This is a genomic window from Bartonella sp. AP21QHHD, assembly GCF_042196205.1.
In the GTDB taxonomy this organism is placed as follows: Bacteria; Pseudomonadota; Alphaproteobacteria; order Rhizobiales; family Rhizobiaceae; genus Bartonella.
Genome location: NZ_JBHIPT010000118.1, coordinates 1 through 22,654, shown reverse-complemented (window position 1 = coordinate 22,654; position 22,654 = coordinate 1). Strand labels below are relative to the sequence as shown.

Genomic DNA, 22,654 nt, shown 5'->3' with positions numbered 1-22,654 from the left:
ACCATAAAAGTTGGTCAAAACGTTTTCTATAATTGTTTATTTGAACCGCCACAGTTTTCTGTGGCGGTTTTTTTAATCCTTAATTTTTCGAAAGAATTCTGCGTTTCCACCAACCAATACGTTCAGTTTTGGAAGAATCATTAGGCGTTGATGAAATAACAACGGGTTGATTAATTGTTTCTTCAATTTGGGAAGGAGAGGTTTCGATAACTTTCTCCATCTCGATTACAGTTTCTTGCTCTAATATTTTTTGTATTTGCGTTGTCTCTTTAGAAGATGATTTTTTACGTGTTCCACGTGTTGATTTTTTACTCTTTTCAAGAGCTTTATCTTCTACCTCATGAATAGCTTTGTCTGCTTTTTTTGTTTTAGTTTTACGCACCGGACTGGTTGTAGGTTTTTCTTCAAGAGATTTTTGTTCTGCAATATTTTGATCATTCTCTAAAGAAAGTTGATTTTCTACTACTTTTGAAGAACGTGTTTTACGTTTTTTAGGTTTAATACTTGTATCATTTTTTTCAGATTCACTCTGTTGTTGTATATCTAGAGCTTGTGTATTATTTTTTGTTTCTTCAAGTTCAAAAGATTTAACAGGTGAAACACGACGTTTGCGATGCGCTGCTTTAATTTCTGCTAAAGCTTGCTTAGCAAAATCTCCTACTGGTTCTGCATAAGGAACGCGAATCTGATGAAAATTATTATCTTGATTGCGTCGACCACCACGACGTCCTCGACGACGTCCTCGACGATAAGAATCATCATTTAAGGTATCTTCTTTTTTATGAACGTTGGAGAGAGAATGATCAGTAATTTCACCGTGACGATTTTTGCGCCGACGCTTTTGGTTTGTTTCAATGGGAGAAGGATTTTCAATAGATTCACTTTTTATGAAAACAGAATCTTCAATTTCTTGCTTATTGTCATCTTCCAATGAAGATTGAGAAATTCTCTCTGCTATTGAGCCTTTAGAAATAACAAGATGTTGTGTTCCAATACTATCATCTGCTTCAATACTAATATTAAGTTTAAAGCGAGCTTCTAAATTAACAAGAATATTGCGTTTATGATTTAATACATAAAGCGCTGTTGCTACGGGGGTGCGCACGATAATATTATGTTGCGAATTATGAAGAAGATATTCTTCAATTGAGCGCATGACATGTAACGCAATTGATGATTCAGAACGTATATTTCCTGTTCCTGCGCAATGTGGGCAGGGCTGTGTCGTACTTTCTAAAACCGATATGCGAATACGTTGACGACTCATTTCTAAAAGGCCGAAGTGTGAAATATGACCTACTTGAATACGAGCACGATCGTTTTTTAAACAATCTTTTAATTTTTTTTCGACCAGCTTCACATTGCGTTCTTCAAGCATATCAATAAAATCAATCACAATTAAACCAGCAAGGTCACGCAAGCGTAATTGACGCGCTACTTCTTCAGCAGCTTCAAGGTTAGTTTGTAAGGCTGTCTTTTCGACAGAGAATTCTTTCGTAGAGCGGCCAGAATTTACGTCAATAGCAACAAGTGCTTCTGTTTGATTAATAACAAGATAACCACCAGATTTTAAAGAAACCTGTGGTTGCAACATTTTATCAAGTTGAATTTCAATATTATTTCTTGCAAAAATGGGCGTAGGATCACGGTAAGGTTGCACAACTTTTGCATGACTTGGCATGAGCATACGCATAAAGTCTTTCGCTTCACGATATCCTTGGTCTCCAGAGACAAGAATTTCACTAATGTTCTTATTATAAAGATCTCGTATAGAACGCTTGATGAGATTGCTTTCTTCATGGACAAGGCATGGTGCCGTTGACTCGAGTGTCAAAGTGCGAATAGTATCCCATAACCGCATAAGATATTCATAATCACGTTTAATTTCAGCTTTTGTTCTATTGGCACCAGCGGTTCGTAAGATAACGCCCATACCTTTTGGAACGGCTAATTCTTTTACGATTTCTTTAAGACGCTTACGGTCTTGTACGTTCGTAATTTTTCGTGAAATACCACCACCACGTGCTGTGTTGGGCATTAGAACAGAGTAACGACCAGCTAGAGATAGATATGTTGTAAGGGCAGCACCTTTATTACCACGCTCTTCTTTGATAACTTGTACCAACAAAATTTGACGTCGTTTAATGACTTCTTGAATTTTATACTGGCGCCCTTGTTTTCTTTGATAAATCGGGAGCTCTTCACGGATGTCCTCAGCACCGACCATTTCAATCTCATCATAAGAGATATTGGCATTTAATGCTTCTTCTGTATTATCAATTATTATCGCTTCAGATGTGATATCATTTTCAATATCGGCTGCTATAACATTGTTTTTTTCACTTTTTTTTGTTCTTCTGGAGCGTTTTTTATTTTTAGTTGCTTCTTCCGTAAAGGTATCTACAGAATTTTCTCCTACAGCTTCTTTTTCTTCTTCTTCAAGAAGAGCAAGGCGATCAGCAATAGGAATTTGATAATAATCAGGATGAATTTCAGAAAATGTTAAAAAACCATGTCGGTTTCCACCATATTCAACAAAAGCCGCTTGGAGAGACGGTTCTACACGCGTAATACGTGCGAGATAAATATTCCCCTTGAGCTGTTTTCTATGTTCTGATTCAAAATCAAGTTCTTCAATTTTGTTGCCGTGAACAACAACAACACGTGTTTCCTCCGGATGGGAGGCATCTATAAGCATTTTGTTTGACATAAGTTAATATCCTGAAGGCGACATGCACAATTTTATTCAAACGAATGCCATAACTATTCGTAAACATAAAAGGCTGTCTGCCATAAAAGGGAGGTACCAGAAAAACAGGACGAAACACCACGTGCAAAGGCATGACTGCATTTACACCATTTCTCATCATTATTTCCATCTGTTTTTTATGACTCATATTTTCTTAAAAGTCTCCGGTAAAATAATCTTTAAAACAGTTCGGATATCCGAACCAACGAATCTTAAGTAATGCAATCCTAATGTTACAACATAGAAATTTTTCATCCATAAAAAAGTCTCAACGCATAATAGACAAAAAACTTCTAAAGACAACTTAATATGAGTTACAGATAATTTAGATGACTATTATCAGCTAGGAAGCATAAATATTCTTTTATGTTGATATCATGCGTTTGGCAAGTAACAATGTAAATCATGTATAATTATAATATCTTTATGACCTTAATTTCGTTTTGAGGTGTTTATTTAGCTTTTATTGAAAAATAGATAATAAATTGGTGTATCGTTTTATGTAACCAAGATAAATTATTACAAAGGTAATGTAGAGTATTTTGCTTATGATAAGAGTTTTTTTTACCAAAAAGCTGAAAACAGCTTATGGGGATGTTATTGTGCTCGTCACATACTTTTTATTATCTTTTTTGCTACTCCAAACTAGTGTTCAAGCCGCAGATCCTCTGAGACTTATTAATTTTCGAACCATTGGTGATAGTATTCATACGCGTATTATTGCGGTTTTTAATTCAAAACCAAATGTTCGTTTACAGATTTTTGACAGGCCCGCACGTTTGGTTATCAATTTACCTACAATTGACTTTTCGATGCAAAATACGCCTTTAAAGAAACGGAATACATTATCCGTTATGCTTTCAGATGTGCGTTATGCTTTCTCTGACATACAGACTTCACGCATTATTTTGACAAGTAAAACGGCTTTTGTGGTTGAAAAAAATGTCGTAAAAAAATTAAATAATGGTTTATGGCAGTTGCTGATTGATATTCGTAAAAGTACACAAGAAAAATTTGATGAGATATTAAAAAAACAGCAAAGAAGCAATTTTGATACAAAAACACAGTTAATGCCAGCATATAATTTCCGTGTTGTTCTTGATCCTGGTCATGGTGGTATTGATGGCGGTGCACGGGGTGTTACTGGAATTTTAGAAAAAGATGTGACTTTAGACTTTGCGCGTGCATTGCGAGACGAATTACAAAAGGATTCTCATATTACCGTTGCTTTAACACGAGATTCCAATATTTTTTTAAGACTAAGTGAAAGAGTTAAAAAAGCGCAAGAGTTTGATGCTGATCTTTTTATATCTATTCACGCAGATACGATTGATCTACATTCTCTTCGCGGTGCCACAGTGTATACCATATCAGATAAAGCCTCTGATGCCATTGCAAAATCTTTAGCTGAAAATGAAAATAAAGTTGATTTGCTTGATGGTTTGCCTGCAGATGAAACGCTCGAAGTTACAGATATTTTGATGGATCTTACACGACGTGAAACACATACATTTTCGGTTAATTTTGCAAATAGTGTTATTTCAAGTTTATCAAAGAATCATATTAACTTGATTAATAACCCACATCGGTATGCTAATTTTCAAGTTTTAAGAGCTTCAGATATACCCTCAGTCTTGATAGAGATAGGTTATTTATCCAATAAAGAGGATGAAAAGTTATTAAATGATCCTCATTGGAGAAAACAAATGGCAGCCTCTATTGCTCATTCTATTCGTCAATTTGCTGATTATAGGCAGAAAATGATACAGCCTCTTTAAATTTATGAGAAAATAGAGTATCAATATGGGCTTCTAGTGTACCCTGGTATAAATAAAAGATAGAAAACAATTTCTCTTGATCTCAATCTTGTGGTGATATCCACTTGGTGTGTTTGAAGTAACGTATTTTTTCTTTAATTAATTCTTAAGAAAGCGATAGCCGTTTTTATGATGATTTTTTTAAGATATCTTCTTCGTTTTTTTATTGCTATTGGACTTTATGGTGCAATAACGTGGGGTGTTATGACCAGTGGTCAAGCAAATGCACTCCCTGATTATGAAGTTCTTTCACTTTATGAGCCGCCGGTAATGACCCGTGTCCATGCTTCTGATGGCCGTCTTATGGCAGAGTTTGCAACAAAACATCGCCTCTATTTACCGATTCAATCAATACCAAAGCTTGTTATAAATGCTTTCATTTCAGCTGAAGACAAAAACTTTTATCATCATTTTGGTTTAGATCCTGAAGGACTTTCTCGAGCTTTGATCAATAATATTCGTAATATTGGTTCTGGAAGACGTCCAGAGGGGGCATCAACTATAACGCAACAAGTCGCTAAAAACTTCCTTTTAAGTTCAGAAACAACGTTAGAACGTAAATTTAAGGAAGCTATTTTAGCAATGCGTATTGAGAAAACTTATTCAAAAGATCATATTCTCGAACTTTATCTCAATGAAATTTATCTGGGTCGTGGCACTTATGGCATAGCTGCTGCTTCATTGACCTATTTCAATAAATCCGTCAATGACCTGACGCTAGAACAATGTGCTTATTTGGCTGCTCTTCCAAAAGGACCAGCAAATTATGATCCATTTAAGAATACACAACGTGCTATTGATCGGCGTAATTGGGTTATAGACCGGATGATTGCAAATGGATATGTAACGCGTGAACAAGGTGAAAAAGCGAAAGCTAAACCTTTAGGAGCGACAATACGTGGGAGTGATAGCTATGTTTTTGCGGCTGATTATTTTACTGAAGAAGTACGGCGTCGTTTAATACATCGCTATGGGGCTAAAACACTTTATGAAGGTGGGCTTTCCATTCGTACAACGCTTGATCCGCATTTACAACTTATTGCGCGACGTGCTTTGCACGATGGATTAATTAGATTTGATCATGCGCAAGGATGGCGTGGAGCTTATGCGCATATTGATGAGAAAGGTGATTGGGGGACAGAACTTGCAGATATCACAGGGCTAAGTGATGTTCCTGAATGGCGTTTAGCTGTTGTTCTTTCTACTAATCTCAATAAAGTAGAGATTGGTTTACAGCCACAGCGCGAAGCTTCAGGTATATTATCAAAAAAACGGGAAATTGCTGTTTTATCTGAAGCTGATTCAAAATGGGCACTCCATGTTGTAAAAGAAAATGGTTATCGAAAAACTGTTCAGAGCTTATCTCATGTTCTGCAAGTTGGGGATGTCATTTTTGTTGAAAAACTATCTAATACAAACAACACTTATCGTTTACAACAAATTCCAAAGGTTGAAGGTGCAATTGTTGCTATGGAACCTCATACAGGGCGCGTTCTTGCTATGGTGGGAGGATTTTCTTTTGCAGCATCTGAATTCAATCGTGCAACCCAAGCTTATCGCCAACCGGGGTCTGCTTTTAAGCCTTTTGTTTATGCAGCAGCTCTTGATAACGGATATACACCAGCATCCGTTGTTTTAGATGGCCCCATTGAAGTTCGTCAATATAATGGTGAAGTTTGGCAACCCAAAAATTATGGGGGTACCTTTGCAGGACCTTCAACGTTGCGTTATGGTATTGAGCGTTCTCGTAATCTTATGACAATACGGCTTGCCAATGATATGGGAATGCCTCTTGTCGCTGAATATGCAGAACGCTTTGGGATCGTAGATAAATTGCAGCCTTATCTTCCCATGGCTTTAGGGGCTGGCGAAACAACAGTATTACGAATGGTTACAGCTTATTCCGTTATTGCCAATGGCGGACGCTCTATTAAACCTTCTCTGATAGACAGAATTCAAGATCGTTATGGGAAGACAATTTATCGTCATGATGATCGTATTTGCGAAAATTGTAATACGAATTCATGGAATAATCAAAGTGAACCCACATTGATTGATGAGCGAGATCAAGTTCTTGACCCTATGACGGCTTATCAAATTACATCGATGATGGAAGGGGTTGTTCAGCGTGGTACTGCGGCACGTTTACGTTATCTTAATCGACATATTGCCGCTAAAACAGGAACAACCAATGACTCTAAGGATGTCTGGTTTATGGGATTTACTCCTGACATTGTCGTTGGTATTTTTGTCGGTTATGATCAACCAGCTCCGTTAGGATATAATGGAACAGGAAGTTCATTAGCTGCACCTATTTTTGGTGATTTTATGGCAGATGCTCTTAAAGGGAAGCCAGATGTTCCCTTTAAGATGCCAAAAGGTATGATTTTAATGCCAATTAATCGGAAAACAGGAATGCTTGCCGAAAGAGGAGATCAAGATGTCATTATAGAAGCATTTAAACCAGGGACTGGGCCTGCTGATATATATCAAGTTATTGGGAGTACAAATTCTTTTCAAGAAGGTGTTCCTGCAGTAACGACTTCTCCACAAGTCAACAAAGCACTTGAAAGTGGGACAGGTGGGCTGTATTAATCGACAAAATCTCCTTTTGCCATGAGTCATGGTTTTTATCTCTTTTTTACAATGTCGGTTCTATAAATAGAGTGATAGAACTGTACCATTTTCTGATAGCAGCTATTAAATTTGTATAAAATGCTAAGAGACACAACCAAAAAGAGTTTTTAAAAATACGGTGTTAAATTATGCGAGCAGAAATAGAAACATTAGTTGATGAAATCCAGAAAGCAATACAATTGCTAAGGGGGCATCTTTGACTGGGATCAATCACTAAAGCGTCTTGAATATCTTAATCAAAAAGCGGAAGATCCATCATTATGGGATGATGCACAACGAGCACAGGATATGATGCGTGAGCGTCAACGTCTTGATGATTCAATCAATGGTCTTTTATCATTTACAAAAACACTTGAAGAATGCATTGAGCTTATTGCGATGGGCGAAGAAGAAAGTGATGTGGAAATTATCGCTGATGCAGAAAGATCAATACGTAATCTTAAAAATGAGATAGATAAAAGGCAAATTGACGTACTTCTTTCAGGAGAGGCAGATCCGAATGATACCTATTTAGAAGTTCATGCTGGAGCAGGGGGAACAGAAAGCCAAGATTGGGCTTCTATGCTCTTACGTATGTATATGCGATGGGCTGAACAGCATGAAATGAAGGTTGAAATTTTAGAAATTCATGATGGAGAAGAAGCAGGAATAAAGTCAGCGACTATTCTTGTAAAAGGGCATAATGCTTATGGAATGTTAAAAACAGAATCAGGCGTTCATCGCTTAGTACGGATTTCTCCATTTGATTCGAATGCAAAGCGCCATACTTCTTTTGCGAGCATTTGGGTCTATCCAGTTATTGATGACAATATTGAAGTTGATGTTTCAGAGGCAGATGTGCGTATTGATACATATCGTGCATCTGGAGCAGGAGGACAACATGTTAACACAACAGATTCTGCTGTTCGCATCACACATATAAAAACGGGTATTGTTGTTCAATGTCAAACAGAGCGTTCTCAACATAAAAATCGCGCTACGGCTTGGTCGATGTTGCGTGCACGGCTTTATGAAGAAGAGCTTAAAAAAAGAGAAGAAGAAACCAATGCTGCTGAATCTTCTAAAACAGAAATCGGATGGGGACATCAAATTAGATCTTATGTTCTTCAACCCTATCAGCTTGTCAAAGATTTGCGTACAGGAATTGAAAATACGGATCCACAATCCGTACTTAATGGTAATTTAGATGCATTTATAGAGGCAGCACTCGCACGGCGCATTTATGGACAAGACAAAAAAACTGAGGATATTCGTTAATTACATATCCTTCCTTCAAGCCATGTAGATTTTTTCTTAAGCTGTTCGTTTTATGGATGCTGTGATGTTATATAGCCTTTGATACTTTAAAGGTTTAAAGGGGGATTTTCTTGTTCCTTTCTTCAACTTTTTCTCACACGCTAATTCTGCTTATGATATTGCAAGTGATAGGAAGAATCTGAAATCAGAAAATTTTGCGATATTCGGGGGACTAATATAAATGTAAAACAATTCATTATCCTTATAAATCAATATATTGTAAAAATTGAATCCGTTGAAAAACTAAAATCAATTAGGGAGAATAACTTTTGCTTTTGAAGGTAAATCAAACACTCAATTTACAAGTTACCATTATGATATAAAAGTGTTGCAGTAGCTAAAACATTTTCAGCATGCCCAGATACGCTTACTTTGCGCCATTCTTCTACTATTATTCCATTTGCATCAATTAAAAAAGTGCTCCGTTCAACTCCCATATATTTGCGTCCATACATGCTTTTCTCAACCCAAACACCATAAGCTTCGAGGGTCGTTTTTTCTTCATCAGAAACCAAGATGACATCAAGTTCATGTTTTATTTTAAATTTATCATGTTTTTTTACATTATCTGGAGAGATTCCAATAACAGCAACACCGATTTCATCAAATTTCATCTTTAATTTTGTGAAATCAAGTGCTTCACTTGTGCAACCACTGGTGTCATCTTTTGGATAAAAATATAAAACAACAGGCTTTCCTTTAAAGTCAGAAAGACACACTGTCTCTCCTCCATCGCGCGGCAAAGTAAAATCAGGAGCAAGAGCACCTTTCATTGGTCTTGTCATTGTTTTCATCTTTCTTTTTTGTGTAACAGGTATAAAATATCAGAGTACACAGAAGAAAAGAACTATTCAACTCTCTAGAATTTTATCGTTTTGAAGAGACTTTTATTTCCCTAACAAAATTCGCCCTATCACAACGATTGAATTGAAAGAACAAGCTCGACGTGAACAACATAAACAAAACAGCAAAAGATTATACTGGTTTCATCACAACATGTTTTTTCTTACCAAAAGAAAGTTTAATGGTTCCTTCTGCACTGACATCCCTTTCAATAATAAGATGTGTTTCATCCTCAATAATTTGATCATTTACACGGACACCTCCACCTTGAACGTGTCGGCGTGCCTCACTATTCGATCTAGCGAGTCCTGCTTGTACTAAAAGAGTGAGCAATCCAACACCTTTTTTTAATTCTGAGGCATTAATTTCAACAGTTGGAAGATTTTCTCCCAGAGTTTTTTCTTCAAACGTCTTGCGAGCCGTTTCTGCTGCTGCATCAGCAAGAACACGTCCATGCAACATTGCTGTAATTTCTGTTGCAAGAATTTTTTTTGCTTCGTTAATTTCAGTTCCTTGTAATAGAGAAAGTTTAAGAATCTCATCCATCGGCAATGGAGTATAGAGCTTTAGAAATCGTGTTACATCAGCATCTTCTGTATTGCGCCAGTATTGCCAAAATTGATAAGGTGAAAGTTTATCCGCATTTAGCCATACAGCCCCATTCAATGATTTACCCATTTTGGCACCGGAAGAGGTTGTCAGCAATGGTGATGTTAACGCATATAATTGCGGTGTTCCTAAACGATGTCCTAATTCGATTCCGTTAATAATGTTGCCCCACTGATCAGAGCCCCCCATTTGCATACGCAACCCATAACGTTTATAAAGTTCAACAAAGTCATAAGCTTGCAGAATCATATAATTAAACTCTAAGAATGACAAAGAGTGCTCACGCTCAAGTCTGAGTCTGACAGAATCAAATGACAACATACGGTTGACAGAAAAATGCTTTCCTACATCACGCAAAAATTCTAAGTAGTTTAAATTGCATAACCATTCAGCATTATTCACAATACAAGCATCGGTTTCTCGGTCACCGAATGTCAAATAGTTAGCAAATACCTTTTTAATACCATCAATATTTGCAGCAATATCATCTTGTGTCAGAAGGCGTCGCGCTTCGTCTTTGAAAGAAGGATCACCAATCAATCCGGTTCCTCCACCCATTAAAGCAATGGGGCGATGACCCGTTTTTTGTAACCAATAAAGCATCATAATCTGAAGAAGACTTCCAGCATGTAAACTCGATGCTGTTGGGTCAAATCCAGTATAAGCGCTTACAGTTTCTTTTGAAAAAAGATCATCTAAGCCTTTTTCATCTGAAATTTGGTGGATAAAACCACGTTCGCTCATAATGTGTAAAAAATCAGATTTAAAGGCAAACACAGATTTAATTTCCTAATTTAAGAGTGCATTTATTGTATATAATAGGCGATTATATAACGAATTATTAATGCGTTATCTATCATAACTGACGCACACCTCACAAGAGAAAGAGACATATTGGTAGTATAAAGATAATAATACAGGTATTATTTCCTTTTTACGCTAAAAAAGAAACTTCTTAGTAATAGAAAAAAGGTGTTCTGTTATTCTCATTTCTATCCTGAAATAAAATTTAGAAAAATTTTAAATGCAGACTAAAAAAATTACTTTGTTATGATCAGAGACGATTTTTGCTAATTTTTTATAAATCTATCGTATTTTCCTAAGTTAGTGAAAGTATTTCAGGAGGAGGAGCGAGAAGTTCATTGGAGATATGGTTATCCAAATAGTGGGCACATCGTTCAATAAGTTTTTCATGACATCCACTGAAAAAGTGATTAGCCTCTTCCAATATTTCTTGTGTAATGATGATACCTTTTTGTGTTTTTAATTTATCGACAAGTATTTGAACATCTTTTGGAGGGGCAACTTTATCGATACCGCCATGAATGATAAGTCCAGAAGAGGGACAAGGTGCAAGAAATGAAAAGTCATAAACATTAGGCTGAGGGGCAACTGAGATAAATCCCTCAATTTCCGGTCGGCGCATTAAAAGCTGCATACCAATCCATGCTCCAAATGAGTATCCTGCTACCCAACAATTTTTAGAGTCTGGATGTTGTGTCTGCACCCAATCGAGAGCAGCAGCAGCATCTGAAAGTTCTCCTATTCCATAATCAAATTCACCCTGACTACGACCAATACCACGAAAGTTAAAACGTAAAGTTGTAAAGCCACGTTGTTGGAACATATAAAAGAGGTCATAGACAATTTTATGATTCATAGTTCCACCAAATTGGGGATGAGGATGCAAAATGATCGCAATGGGTGCATTTTTTTGTTGTGAAGGTTGATAACGCCCTTCGAGCCGACCCGCGGGACCGTTAAAAATAATTTCTGGCATAAAATGCTCCTTAATGCAATAAAAGGCTCTCTTTGACCTTGGTCGACTTTTACCATAGAATCTCTTAAATAATTATTAGATATTCTTTTTTTAGTGCACTTTTCAAGAAAAATGCGCTATTTTTTCAATCAATTCATAAGATTAATGATTGCGATGTAAAATGGTTATAAAACGCCGATATTTTGATCATAACGCAACAACACCGCTCAAAAAAGTGGCACGGATAGCGTTACTGGAATCTTTAGAGATATTTGGTAATCCATCATCGGTTCATAAGGAAGGGCGTGCCGCTAAAACTTTGTTGCAAAAGTCCCGTCGGCAAATCGCTGAAAATCTTAAAACAGATCCAGATCACGTGGTATTTACCTCTGGTGCGAGTGAAGCCGCAATGACTTTGTTAACACCTTTTTACAATATGGGGAAAGCAAAAGTTAAATTTTCTCATCTTTACCTTGGAGCGACTGAACATCCCTCTGTTGCAGAGGGAGGACGTTTTTCTAAAGAATTGATAAGCGTCATTGATGTTGATCAAGATGGGCTCATACAACAAGATAAATTAACATCACTCTTAACGGTTCACGATAAAACAAAAGGTTTACCTCTTGTTGCTATTCAAGCTGCAAATAGTGAAACGGGTGTTATTCAACCGTTAACAGAAATCGCCGCTATTGTTCGGGATTTAGGAGGCACTCTTATAGTTGATTTGACACAATATGTAGATAAAAATTTTGTGGATATTCATCAGTTAGGAGGAGACTTTTTTATACTGTCTGCCCATAAAATTGGCGGTCCTAAAGGAATTGGTGCTTTTGTTTCATGTGGTAATCTTCTCATGCCACACCCTCTTATTATTGGAGGAGGACAAGAAAAAGGTCTCCGTGGAGGAACAGAAGCATTGCCCCTTATTGCTGCTTTTGGGGCAGCAATGACTGATTGCTTCACACAGGAGGAAATAAAACAGTTAATATATTTACGCAATAAATTAGAAGCTGGACTACAAAAAATAAGTAAAAATGTTGAGATTTTTGGCAAAAGAGTTCAACGTTTGCCAAATACAACTTACTTTACCGTGAAAAATATAAAAGCTGAAACGATGCAAATTGCTTTTGATTTAGAAGGGTTTTCTTTATCATCCGGCTCTGCCTGTTCTTCGGGAAAAGTAAAACAAAGCAAAGTGTTGGAGGCAATGGGGTATCATGTTCCAAATGGTGCCATTCGCATTTCGCTAGGGCGTGGCACAACTTCTGAAGATATTGATGATTTTCTGTCGTTTTTTTCTCAAATTATAAGCAGGAAAAAAGGGGAAGATTTATCATCAGAAAGTTATAAAAATTAGAATTATTTTAAAAATAAAATAAGTTTGATTGAAATTTTTGCGCTTTACCTATAGCCTAGGAGATAACTTGCTTACTTTAATCTTGTAAAAAACAAGACTTTAGTTACCGGTTTTTGACGCCAAAAAATGGAGAAAATTTATGCCGGCAGTACAAGAAACGATACGCCAAGTACGTGAAATAGATGTTGACCAATATAAATATGGTTTTGAAACCAATATTGAAACCGATAAAGCTCCAAAAGGCTTAAATGAGGATATTATCAAATTTATTTCCGCTAAAAAAAATGAGCCTGAATGGATGCTAACATGGCGCTTAAAAGCTTACCGCCGTTGGCTGACAATGCAAGAGCCTCATTGGGTGCGTCTTGAATATCCTAAAATTGATTTTCAGGAGCTTTATTATTATGCTGCTCCCAAAAATCATACAGGACCAAAATCTTTGGATGAAGTGGATCCTGAGTTATTAGCAACGTACGAAAAACTTGGCATTCCCCTTAAAGAACAAGAGATTTTGGCAGGAGTAAGAAAACAGTCTGATCCCTCCACTTTTGATGACAGTATGTCTGTATCGGGGCAGGTGGCTGTTGATGCAGTCTTTGATTCTGTTTCTGTTGTAACAACATTCAAAAAAGAGCTGGCACGTGCTGGTGTGATTTTTTGTTCTATTTCAGAGGCGATTATTGAACATTCTGAGCTTATTAAAGAATATTTAGGAACAGTTGTACCTATAAGTGATAATTATTATGCGGCCTTAAATGCAGCTGTCTTTACAGATGGTTCATTTGTTTATATTCCTAAAGGGGTTCGTTGTCCTATGGAGCTTTCAACTTATTTTAGGATTAATGAACGCAACACTGGCCAATTTGAACGAACATTGATTATCGCCGCTGAAGATTCCTATGTTTCTTATCTTGAAGGGTGTACAGCACCCCAACGTGATGAAAACCAACTTCATGCTGCTGTTGTTGAGCTTATTGCCCTTGAAAATGCAGAGATTAAATATTCTACAGTACAAAACTGGTATCCTGGCGATAAAGATGGAAAGGGCGGTATTTATAATTTTGTGACGAAGCGTGGAGATTGTCGAGGTGATAGCTCTAAAATTTCATGGACACAAGTTGAAACCGGTTCTGCGATTACTTGGAAATATCCATCCTGCTTACTCCGTGGTGATAATGCGCGTGGAGAATTTTATTCTATTGCTGTTGCAAACGGTTATCAACAAATTGATTCTGGTACAAAAATGATTCATTTGGGAAAGAATACATCCAGTCGCATTATTTCCAAAGGTATTTCTGCAGGTTTTTCAAATAACACTTATCGAGGACAAGTCACAGCGCATCGAAAAGCACAAAATGCGCGTAACTTTACGCAATGTGATAGTTTGTTAATCGGAAATGATTGTGGTGCGCATACAGTTCCTTATATTGAAGCAAAAAATGCAACAGCTCAGTTTGAACATGAAGCCACAACATCAAAAATTTCTGATGACCAACTTTTTTATGTTATGCAAAGAGGAATTCCCGAAGAAGAAGCTATCGCATTAATTGTAAATGGTTTTGTAAAAGAGGTCATTCAAAAACTTCCTATGGAATTTGCTGTCGAAGCACAAAAGCTTATTAGTATTAGCCTTGAAGGTAGTGTTGGATAATTTTATTTAATTAGATAAATAGAAGACTTTATGTAAAAAGGCTGTAACGGTAGCATATAATGCTAAAAATGACCTCTATGGTAATTACAAAAGTAGATGGATGCTAAGGTAAAATAATACGCATTGATATCTGAAAAACAGCCAAAACAGGATTAATTATGTTAGAGATCAAAAATTTGCACGCCCGTATTGCTGAAACCGATACAGAAATTATTCGTGGTTTAAACTTGACAGTTCAAGATGGAGAAGTTGCCGCTATCATGGGACAAAATGGAGCCGGAAAATCAACTTTATCTTATTTGCTTGCTGGTCGTGATGATTATGAAATAACAGAAGGAGATATTCTCTATAATGGACAATCACTTTTAGAAATGGATCCAGCAGAACGTGCTGCATATGGTGTTTTTCTTGCATTTCAATATCCAATGGAAATACCAGGGGTAGCAACAATGGAATTTTTAAAAGTTGCGATGAATTCTCAACGCAAAGCGCGAGGTGACGAAGAACTTAAAATTCCTGAATTTATAAAATGTGTTAAAGAAGTTTCAGCCAAACTTGAAATAGATATGGATATGCTAAAGCGTCCATTAAATGTAGGTTTTTCAGGTGGAGAAAAAAAACGCGCTGAAATTTTACAAATGGCACTTCTTGAACCTACACTTTGCATTTTAGATGAAACGGATTCTGGTTTAGATATTGATGCACTAAAAATTGTTGCAGATGGTGTTAATAAACTTCGGGATTCAAAACGTTCATTTTTGGTGATTACCCATTATCAACGGCTGCTTAATTATATTATTCCTGATACGGTACATGTTCTTTATAAAGGACAAATTATCAAAAGCGGTGATAAATCCTTAGCGCTTTATTTAGAGCAAAATGGGTATGCTGATCTTATTAGGGAAGCGATTTGAGGTTATTAAATATGAATGCACAGCAAAACTTGTTAGCGGTTGAAGAAAATATACTCAGTAATTTCAATCAGTATGTAAACCACTTACCTGGTGATAAAGCTGTACAGGAAATCCGCAAGAAAACTATTGAGCAGTTTCAAATGACACGGCTTCCTTCCCGTAAAATCGAAAGTTGGCATTATACCAATCTACGTACCTTACTGAAGTCTATTAGCAATTTTTCAAAAGTTCAAGACAATCAATTGGTTGATGCATTGCTTTCAGAAAGTGCTGTTTTCTCCATAAACAATGGAAAAACATCGATAGAGTCAAAGGTAGACAACATTGCAGTAAAACGCCTTTCAGACGCATTAGAAGATAATTCTGTACAGATAAATCAAAACATTTCTGATGAAGATTTTATTGGACAGTTAAATACAGCTTTTGTTACAGATGGTTGGCTTTTTTACATCCCTGAAAATACAAAGTTAAATATCCCCATTGAATTACAAAATATACAAATGGGGGGACAATCTCATATTTTTTCGGATATAAAAGTTGATAAAAATAGTCAAGTTATGTTTATTGAACATCAGGTTGGCAATGATAAAGATACCTTTGTCAGTTCAATATTTTCATTAAATGTTGCTGCTGATAGTGATGTTACGTGGATTCTCATTCGCAATCGTGATTTTAATTCTACACAATTTGGTCGATTTTGTGCTGTTCTTGATCAAAGAGCGAAGTTATCACTTTATGTCATTAATATAGGGAGTCAATTAAATCGCCAAGAAATCGATATTGAATTACAGGGAGAAGAATCTGATTTTCAATTACGCGTCATAAATTTATTATCAGGACAAACACATAGTGATCTTACAATGACTGTTCGTCACGTGGAAGAAAAATCAACATCAACCGAAATTATACGCAATGTGGTTACGGATAAGGCTGTTGGTGTTTTCCAAGGAATAATACGTGTTTCTCAAAAAGCGCAAAAAACAGATGCACGCATGGCTTGTAATAGCCTTATTCTTTCAGATGATGCAGAATTTAATGCAAAGCCTGAACTGGAGATTTTTGCTGATGATGTTGCATGTGGTCATGGTGCAACAGTTGCTAATATTAATCATGATTATCTTTTTTATCTTATGACACGTGGTATCCCATTTAAAACGGCGCGAGCACTTTTGATTAAAGGATTTATCTCTGAGCTCATTGATGACATCAAGCAAGATAATATTCAAATCGTTTTGGAGAATATCATTAGTAAATGGCTTGAAAAAAATGTTTAAGGTAGAAAAAATGGAAAATAACGTACAAACATTTACTTATAATGTCGAAGAAATTCGGCGTGATTTTCCTATTTTGCACCATCAAGTTTATGGAAAGCGATTAGCATATCTTGATAGTAGTGCTTCTGCCCAAAAACCAATGTCAGTACTCAATGCAATGAATAATTATTATCACTATAGTTATGCTAATGTGCATAGGGGAATGTATTTTTTAGCCAATATAGCAACACAATCCTATGAAAATTCTCGTGAAACCGTTCGTGTTTTTCTAAATGCTCAAAAAGCTGAAGAAATTGTTTTTACGAAAAATGCAACAGAAGCTATTAATACTGTTGCTTATGGTTGGGCGATGCCAAAACTCAAGGAAGGTGATGAGATTGTTCTAACGATCATGGAACATCATTCAAATATTATTCCTTGGCATTTTCTCCGTGAACAAAAAGGTGTTAAACTTATTTTTGTTCCTGTCGATGAAAATGGTGTTCTGCACATTGAAGATTTCCAAAAGGCTTTAAGCGAAAAAACGCGGCTTGTTGCTATAACGCATATGTCCAATATATTAGGAACTGTGCCTCCTGTTAAAGAGATTATTAAACTAGCACATCAAAATTCTATTCCGGTTCTTGTTGATGGTTCTCAAGGAGCAGTACATTTAACCGTTGATGTGCAAGATCTCGATTGTGATTGGTATGTCTTTACAGGTCATAAGCTTTATGGACCCACTGGTATTGGTGTTTTGTATGGTAAAGAAGATAGGTTAGAAGAAATGCGTCCTTTTCAAGGGGGAGGGGAAATGATCGAGGAGGTAACAACCGATAAGGTTTTTTATAATGCTCCTCCTTACCGTTTTGAAGCAGGCACTCCTCCTATCGTTGAAGCTATTGGATTAACTGCGGCTATTGATTATATACAAGAGAAAGGTCGTAGCACGATTCATGCCCATGAGAGATCCCTTTTAGCTTATGCGCAGGAAAAACTTAAAATGGTTGAGTCATTGCGTATTTATGGTCATTCTCCCAATAAAGGAGCTATTATATCATTTACAATTGAAGGGATTCACGCCCATGATATCGCTATGTTTATTGATAGAAAAGGGGTTGCGATACGTGCGGGAACTCATTGTGCACAGCCTTTATTACAGCGCTTTGGTCTAACATCTATTTGCCGCGCATCGTTAGCCATGTATAACACTCAAGAGGATATAGATCAATTAGTAGAAGCATTGCAAGAAACAAGGACATTTTTTAATGGCTGAATCAATTGAAGAGCGTCATTCTACAGAATCCGTTGAAACTGTAAGCGAAAATAAAAAATCTTACATATCAGCAATTCCAGCAGACGAAATTGATCGTATGACAAATGATATTATTGCTGCTCTCAAAACAGTTTATGACCCAGAGATTCCTGCTGATATTTATGAGCTAGGACTGATTTATCGTATTGATATTGAAGATGATCGTTCAGTAAAAATTGAAATGACTCTTACAGCACCGGGATGTCCTGTTGCGGGTGAAATGCCAGGGTGGGTAGAAAATGCAGTCAGTGCAGTTGAAGGGGTTTCGTATGTTGAAGTCACTATGACTTTTGATCCACCATGGACACCTGATTGTATGTCAGAAGAAGCTCAAATTGCTGTCGGATGGTACTAAAAGTATTGTTAAGAGACTCTAATTTAGCCATTCATGAATAAGCTGTTTACTTTTCACAAGCATTTGAATTTAAGGACGATCGCATGAGTTATAATAAACAAAAACTAGAACTCACTTGGATTGGAAAAGAAAAACGCCCAAAACTAGAGCCTCGTATCTTATTAGAAGATCTTGAAAAATCTTATCACGCTTCGCATCGAATATCATCCTAGGATATTTTTGATAATAAACTTATTTTTGGTGACAATTTGCTCGCACTCAAAGCGCTTGAACAAGAATATATGGGAAAGGTAAAATGTATCTATATCGATCCGCCTTATAATACAGGCAATGCTTTTGAACATTATGAAGATGGTTTAGAGCATTCCATATGGCTAAGTCTTATGAGAGATAGGCTAGAATTGTTACATCGTTTACTGGCGGAAGATGGAAGTATTTGGATTTCCATTGATGATGATGAACAAGCCTATCTAAAAGTGATGATGGATGAAATTTTTGGTCGCCAAAATTTCATCAACAATATTATTTGGCAAAAGAAATATGCTCCACAAAATGATACAAAATGGCTTTCTGATAATCATGATTTTATAATGGTTTATGCCAAAGATAAAACGATTTGGCGCCCTCAATTGCTTCCTCGTTCAAACGATATGGATGCGCGCTATAAAAATCCTGATAATGATCCTCGCGGTCCTTGGAAATCTGGAGATTTATCCGTAAAAAGAGTAACACCTAAGGATATTTATGAAATCATCACACCTTCTGGACGCAAGGTAATGCCTCCTAATGGTAGAAGTTGGGCTATGAATAAAAAAAAAATTCTTTGAATTATTGAATGATAATCGTATTTGGTTTGGCCCCACAGGAAGCAATGTTCCTTCTTTGAAGCGTTTTTTATCAGAAGTAAAAAATGGCATGGTTTCAATGACCATTTGGCCTTATCAGGAAGTTGGCCATAATCAAGATGCAAAAAAAGAAGCCAAAGTCTTCAATTCTGATAGTGTCTTTACAACTCCTAAACCGGAACGTTTAATGGAACGCATTATTCAACTTGCCACTAATCCCAGTGATCTTGTACTGGATTCTTTTGCTGGTTCTGGCACAACCGGTGCTGTTGCCCATAAAATGGGAAGGAAGTGGATTATGATTGAACTTGGTGAGCATTGTCACACCCACATTATCCCTCGTTTAAAACAAGTCATTGATGGAACTGATCAAGGGGGAATTTCCAAAAGTGTCAATTGGCAAGGTGGCGGTGGATTCCGTTATTATCGCCTTGCACCTTCTCTGTTGCAAAAGGATCCATGGGGACAATGGATTATTAGTCGCGAATATAATGCTGCGATGCTTTCAGAAGCAATGTGCAAACATATGGGATTTACCTATGCACCTGATGAAAATCATTATTGGATGCAAGGGTATTCAACCGAAACAGATTATATTTATGTCACAACAAGCGCTATGACCCATGAACAACTCCGTATAATGAGTGAAGAGGTAGGCTCTCATCGCACGTTGCTGATTTGTGGTACAGCCTTTGATACAAAATCAGCATCCTTTGAAAATCTGACACTCACTAAAATCCCCCGTGCAATATTAGAAAAATGCGAATGGGGAAGGGACGATTACAGTTTAAATGTAGCCAATCTTGAACCAGTGATTGTGGTAAAAGAAAACAGCAAAAATAAAGATATTGCGCAAGCAGAATTAGATCTATTTGAATAATATATAAAAAGCGGAGTTTTTCATGAACACTGTTGAACAAAGGATTTCTGCTCGCTTATCGTTGCGTGATCCTCAACGTGAATCTTTAAATATTTTGGTAAAAATCTTAGAAAATATAGAGCTTTCTAAAAATGCTGATTTGGTTGCAGAGTTAGAAGTGATAAAAAATCTTTATCCTTCTGTACAAGATTTTGAACGAAATTTTCCCTCTTTTTGTTTTGCCTTAGCAACGGGTGTTGGGAAAACGCGACTTATGGGGGCTTTTATCAGCTATCTTTATTTAACAGGTCATAGTCGCCATTTTTTTGTTTTAGCGCCAAATTTGACTATTTATGAAAAGTTAAAACAGGATTTTAGTCCCCAAAGTCCGAAGTATGTTTTCAGTGGAATGAGTGAATTTATTGCCAATAGACCCGTTATTATTACAGGTGAAGATTATGAAAGTGGTAAAGGTATTCGCGTTGATGAACACCATATTCAAGGACAAAAGCGTTTGTTTGAGAATAGAGATACGGCCTTTATCAATATTTTTAATATTTCTAAAATTAATACAACGGATAATAAAAAAGGCGCACTAAAATCTAGTATTCCGCGAATTAAACGCTTACAAGAAACGATTGGTGAAAGTTATTTTGATTATCTCGCAAATCTTCCTGATTTAGTTTTGTTAATGGATGAAGCACATCGTTATCGAGCTTCTGCTGGTGCGGCAGCAATTAATGAGTTAAAACCTGTTTTAGGAATAGAGCTTACAGCGACACCAAAAACAATAGGTGCAAAACCCGTAGATTTTAAAAATGTTGTCTATAGTTATTCACTTGCAGAGGCTAGAATTCACATTATACAAAAAATACAATAAAGTCAATAGGTTGTTTGCAATTATTTTATATGAATCCACTCAAGAATCCATCTTTTTATACGTGATTCATTTGATCATTTTTTATATAAGATTGCCATGTATGAATAGACCATAAAAAGCAAATCATGATACAAATATTATAACGCATGGGTGTATTCAAATAAAATGAAAAGCAGCTATCATTCATAACAGTTTATAAATTTTATGATATGTTTTTATCACAGCACAAATCACATTGTTTAAAAATTTAGTCGTTTGAAAATATCGATAACATAAATTGTATAGGTTTAAAAAATGGTATGAGTTTTGCTCTTTTTTGAGCTAAACCTTCAAAGGAATAATCGTTTGAAACGGTCATAAGCTTATAGGTTTAGTTTATAAAGATTGCATAAAAAGATTTAAAGACAAGATCGATTTTATAACCACGGTATTTTTTACCGAGGTAGAAATAAAGGTCATGAAATTCAAAACGCTATATCTCATGAAATGAAAAGGCCTTTTAATGAATAGATTGCAGGCTAGTCTTTAAGAACGGAACTATTCGCTTCCACAAAAAAATGGAGGCAAATAATGCCATGGCAGTAGAATTACTATCTACTTTAGATTTGGTACTAAAAACGTTTTAAAAGTTATAGTTTAAAAATACGAAACCAAAAGAGCTCTTTCCAAATTTGGGGGCAGCTATTAAGACAAAGATAAGCAAACAAACTTCAAAACCATTGTAACATCATAAGGTATGGGTTTTTACTCAATTTTGAGTCAAAAGCTGTAATATTTAAGAATGCTCTATTCTAAGATAACATCCCCAAAATGGACCGGCTAATATTTAAAGAAATTAGGTTTTAATGAAAAGTACAAATACGCTTATGAGAACCTCTTTAAATGCACGTTTAAACGTTTGAAACATAAAATGAGATCTTTATAAGAAACGTTAAAACTTTTTTTTATTACAGTTATAACTTAGTTATCTTTTGCTCTTAAGAACGTTTCATTTATGAAAAACTAAGATCTATATTTCACAGCAGAGCAAAATCTTAAAAACCTTACACTTTATAAAAGCGTTTGTTTATTTATCTTATGAAAAGCTGCTTTTGAAAACCAATGCTTGCGAGCTAAAAAGAACGTTTTTACAAGACATTCACTTAATATGCATTTGCTTTTGATTGGATTGTTAAAGNTCATTATAATCGTTATTTGAAAGCCGCGTCATATCACTTTCGACACGGCTTTTTTTATGTTACTCTCTCTTTTATGATATGTTTATAGCAATGCATTTTATATGCGTTTATACACCATAAAGAAGGCACGCCCCCCACGCCGTTCTTTATTCTGTTTTATCAGTTATATTGACAACATTATCCCTTTCATACACCTCACAATTTTTTGGAACCAACCTTACTTTGCTTTTTTTATTGATTTTTGCATTGCCATAAACACGCCCCCAGATCGTTGCACAATATGAGATTTTAGCATTGCCATAAACAGAGCCATAAATCTCACAAGAGCCACTCACAC

The 22,654-nt window shown here is 36.1% G+C and carries 16 protein-coding genes and 2 pseudogenes; 13 read left to right on the top strand and 5 right to left on the bottom strand.

From position 1 onward, the window contains the following. Positions 1-79 precede the first annotated feature (79 nt). A complete protein-coding gene (locus ACFIMC_RS08605) occupies positions 80-2,710 on the bottom strand; it encodes a ribonuclease E/G (RefSeq protein ID WP_375672024.1) in 2,631 nt (876 codons plus the stop codon). Between the two features lie 587 nt (positions 2,711-3,297). On the opposite strand from ACFIMC_RS08605, the gene ACFIMC_RS08600 reads away from it, so the two are divergent. The 3 genes from ACFIMC_RS08600 (at position 3,298) to prfB (ending at position 8,460) form a co-directional block, all read left to right on the top strand. Next, positions 3,298-4,527: an N-acetylmuramoyl-L-alanine amidase gene (locus ACFIMC_RS08600; RefSeq protein ID WP_375628086.1), complete on the top strand. Its 1,230-nt coding sequence runs from the start codon at positions 3,298-3,300 to the stop codon at positions 4,525-4,527. A gap of 168 nt (positions 4,528-4,695) precedes the next feature. Then, positions 4,696-7,161, top strand: a complete 2,466-nt coding sequence (locus ACFIMC_RS08595) for a penicillin-binding protein 1A (RefSeq protein WP_375628088.1) — start codon at positions 4,696-4,698, stop codon at positions 7,159-7,161. Between the two features lie 170 nt (positions 7,162-7,331). Continuing rightward, a protein-coding gene (gene prfB / locus ACFIMC_RS08590; protein ID WP_375611893.1) for a peptide chain release factor 2 occupies positions 7,332-8,460 on the top strand; the annotation gives its coding sequence in 2 pieces (ribosomal slippage) (positions 7,332-7,400 and positions 7,402-8,460; 1,128 coding nt in all). Positions 8,461-8,798: 338 nt separating this feature from the next. Here the strand turns inward: prfB and ACFIMC_RS08585 are convergent. From ACFIMC_RS08585 to ACFIMC_RS08575, 3 genes are all read right to left on the bottom strand, one after another. Further along, positions 8,799-9,284, bottom strand: coding sequence for a peroxiredoxin (locus ACFIMC_RS08585; RefSeq protein WP_375611894.1), 486 nt, complete (start codon positions 9,282-9,284; stop codon positions 8,799-8,801). A 190-nt stretch (positions 9,285-9,474) separates the two neighbouring features. After that, positions 9,475-10,728, bottom strand: a complete 1,254-nt coding sequence (tyrS, locus tag ACFIMC_RS08580; protein WP_375638395.1) for a tyrosine--tRNA ligase — start codon at positions 10,726-10,728, stop codon at positions 9,475-9,477. 322 nt (positions 10,729-11,050) lie between these two features. Continuing rightward, the gene (locus tag ACFIMC_RS08575; RefSeq protein ID WP_375613441.1) at positions 11,051-11,731 is read right to left on the bottom strand and encodes an alpha/beta hydrolase; all 681 of its coding nucleotides are present in this window, start codon (positions 11,729-11,731) and stop codon (positions 11,051-11,053) included. 160 nt (positions 11,732-11,891) lie between these two features. On the opposite strand from ACFIMC_RS08575, the gene ACFIMC_RS08570 reads away from it, so the two are divergent. The 10 genes and pseudogenes from ACFIMC_RS08570 to ACFIMC_RS08525 form a co-directional block, all read left to right on the top strand. Continuing rightward, positions 11,892-13,067, top strand: a complete 1,176-nt coding sequence (locus ACFIMC_RS08570) for a cysteine desulfurase family protein (protein ID WP_375628096.1) — start codon at positions 11,892-11,894, stop codon at positions 13,065-13,067. A gap of 139 nt (positions 13,068-13,206) precedes the next feature. After that, a complete protein-coding gene (gene sufB / locus ACFIMC_RS08565) occupies positions 13,207-14,718 on the top strand; it encodes a Fe-S cluster assembly protein SufB (RefSeq protein WP_375672023.1) in 1,512 nt (503 codons plus the stop codon). 158 nt (positions 14,719-14,876) lie between these two features. After that, positions 14,877-15,632 (top strand): Fe-S cluster assembly ATPase SufC, encoded by a 756-nt coding sequence (gene sufC / locus ACFIMC_RS08560; RefSeq protein ID WP_375672022.1) that lies wholly within the window; start codon positions 14,877-14,879, stop codon positions 15,630-15,632. A gap of 11 nt (positions 15,633-15,643) precedes the next feature. Continuing rightward, the gene (gene sufD / locus ACFIMC_RS08555) at positions 15,644-16,906 is read left to right on the top strand and encodes a Fe-S cluster assembly protein SufD (RefSeq protein WP_375672030.1); all 1,263 of its coding nucleotides are present in this window, start codon (positions 15,644-15,646) and stop codon (positions 16,904-16,906) included. Positions 16,907-16,916: 10 nt separating this feature from the next. After that, positions 16,917-18,161 carry a cysteine desulfurase gene (locus ACFIMC_RS08550; RefSeq protein WP_375618154.1) on the top strand — a complete coding sequence of 415 codons (1,245 nt, stop codon included), beginning with the start codon at positions 16,917-16,919 and terminating at the stop codon, positions 18,159-18,161. Beyond that, on the top strand, positions 18,154-18,555 hold the full coding sequence (locus ACFIMC_RS08545) for an SUF system Fe-S cluster assembly protein (protein WP_273787976.1): 402 nt from the start codon (positions 18,154-18,156) through the stop codon (positions 18,553-18,555). The genes ACFIMC_RS08550 and ACFIMC_RS08545 overlap by 8 nt, the downstream gene beginning before the upstream one ends. Before the next feature lie 83 nt (positions 18,556-18,638). After that, a complete protein-coding gene (locus ACFIMC_RS08540; protein WP_375672021.1) occupies positions 18,639-18,767 on the top strand; it encodes a hypothetical protein in 129 nt (42 codons plus the stop codon). 36 nt (positions 18,768-18,803) lie between these two features. Next, positions 18,804-19,382 carry a site-specific DNA-methyltransferase gene (locus ACFIMC_RS08535; RefSeq protein WP_375680898.1) on the top strand — a complete coding sequence of 193 codons (579 nt, stop codon included), beginning with the start codon at positions 18,804-18,806 and terminating at the stop codon, positions 19,380-19,382. Positions 19,383-19,386: 4 nt separating this feature from the next. Then, a complete protein-coding gene (locus ACFIMC_RS08530; protein WP_375680897.1) occupies positions 19,387-20,280 on the top strand; it encodes a DNA methyltransferase in 894 nt (297 codons plus the stop codon). A gap of 22 nt (positions 20,281-20,302) precedes the next feature. Then, a pseudogene (locus ACFIMC_RS08525) lies at positions 20,303-21,109 on the top strand (DEAD/DEAH box helicase family protein); the annotation flags it as partial. Between the two features lie 1,354 nt (positions 21,110-22,463). On the opposite strand, the pseudogene ACFIMC_RS08520 reads toward ACFIMC_RS08525, so the two are convergent. Next, positions 22,464-22,654 (bottom strand): annotated as a pseudogene (locus tag ACFIMC_RS08520) (hypothetical protein); the annotation flags it as partial.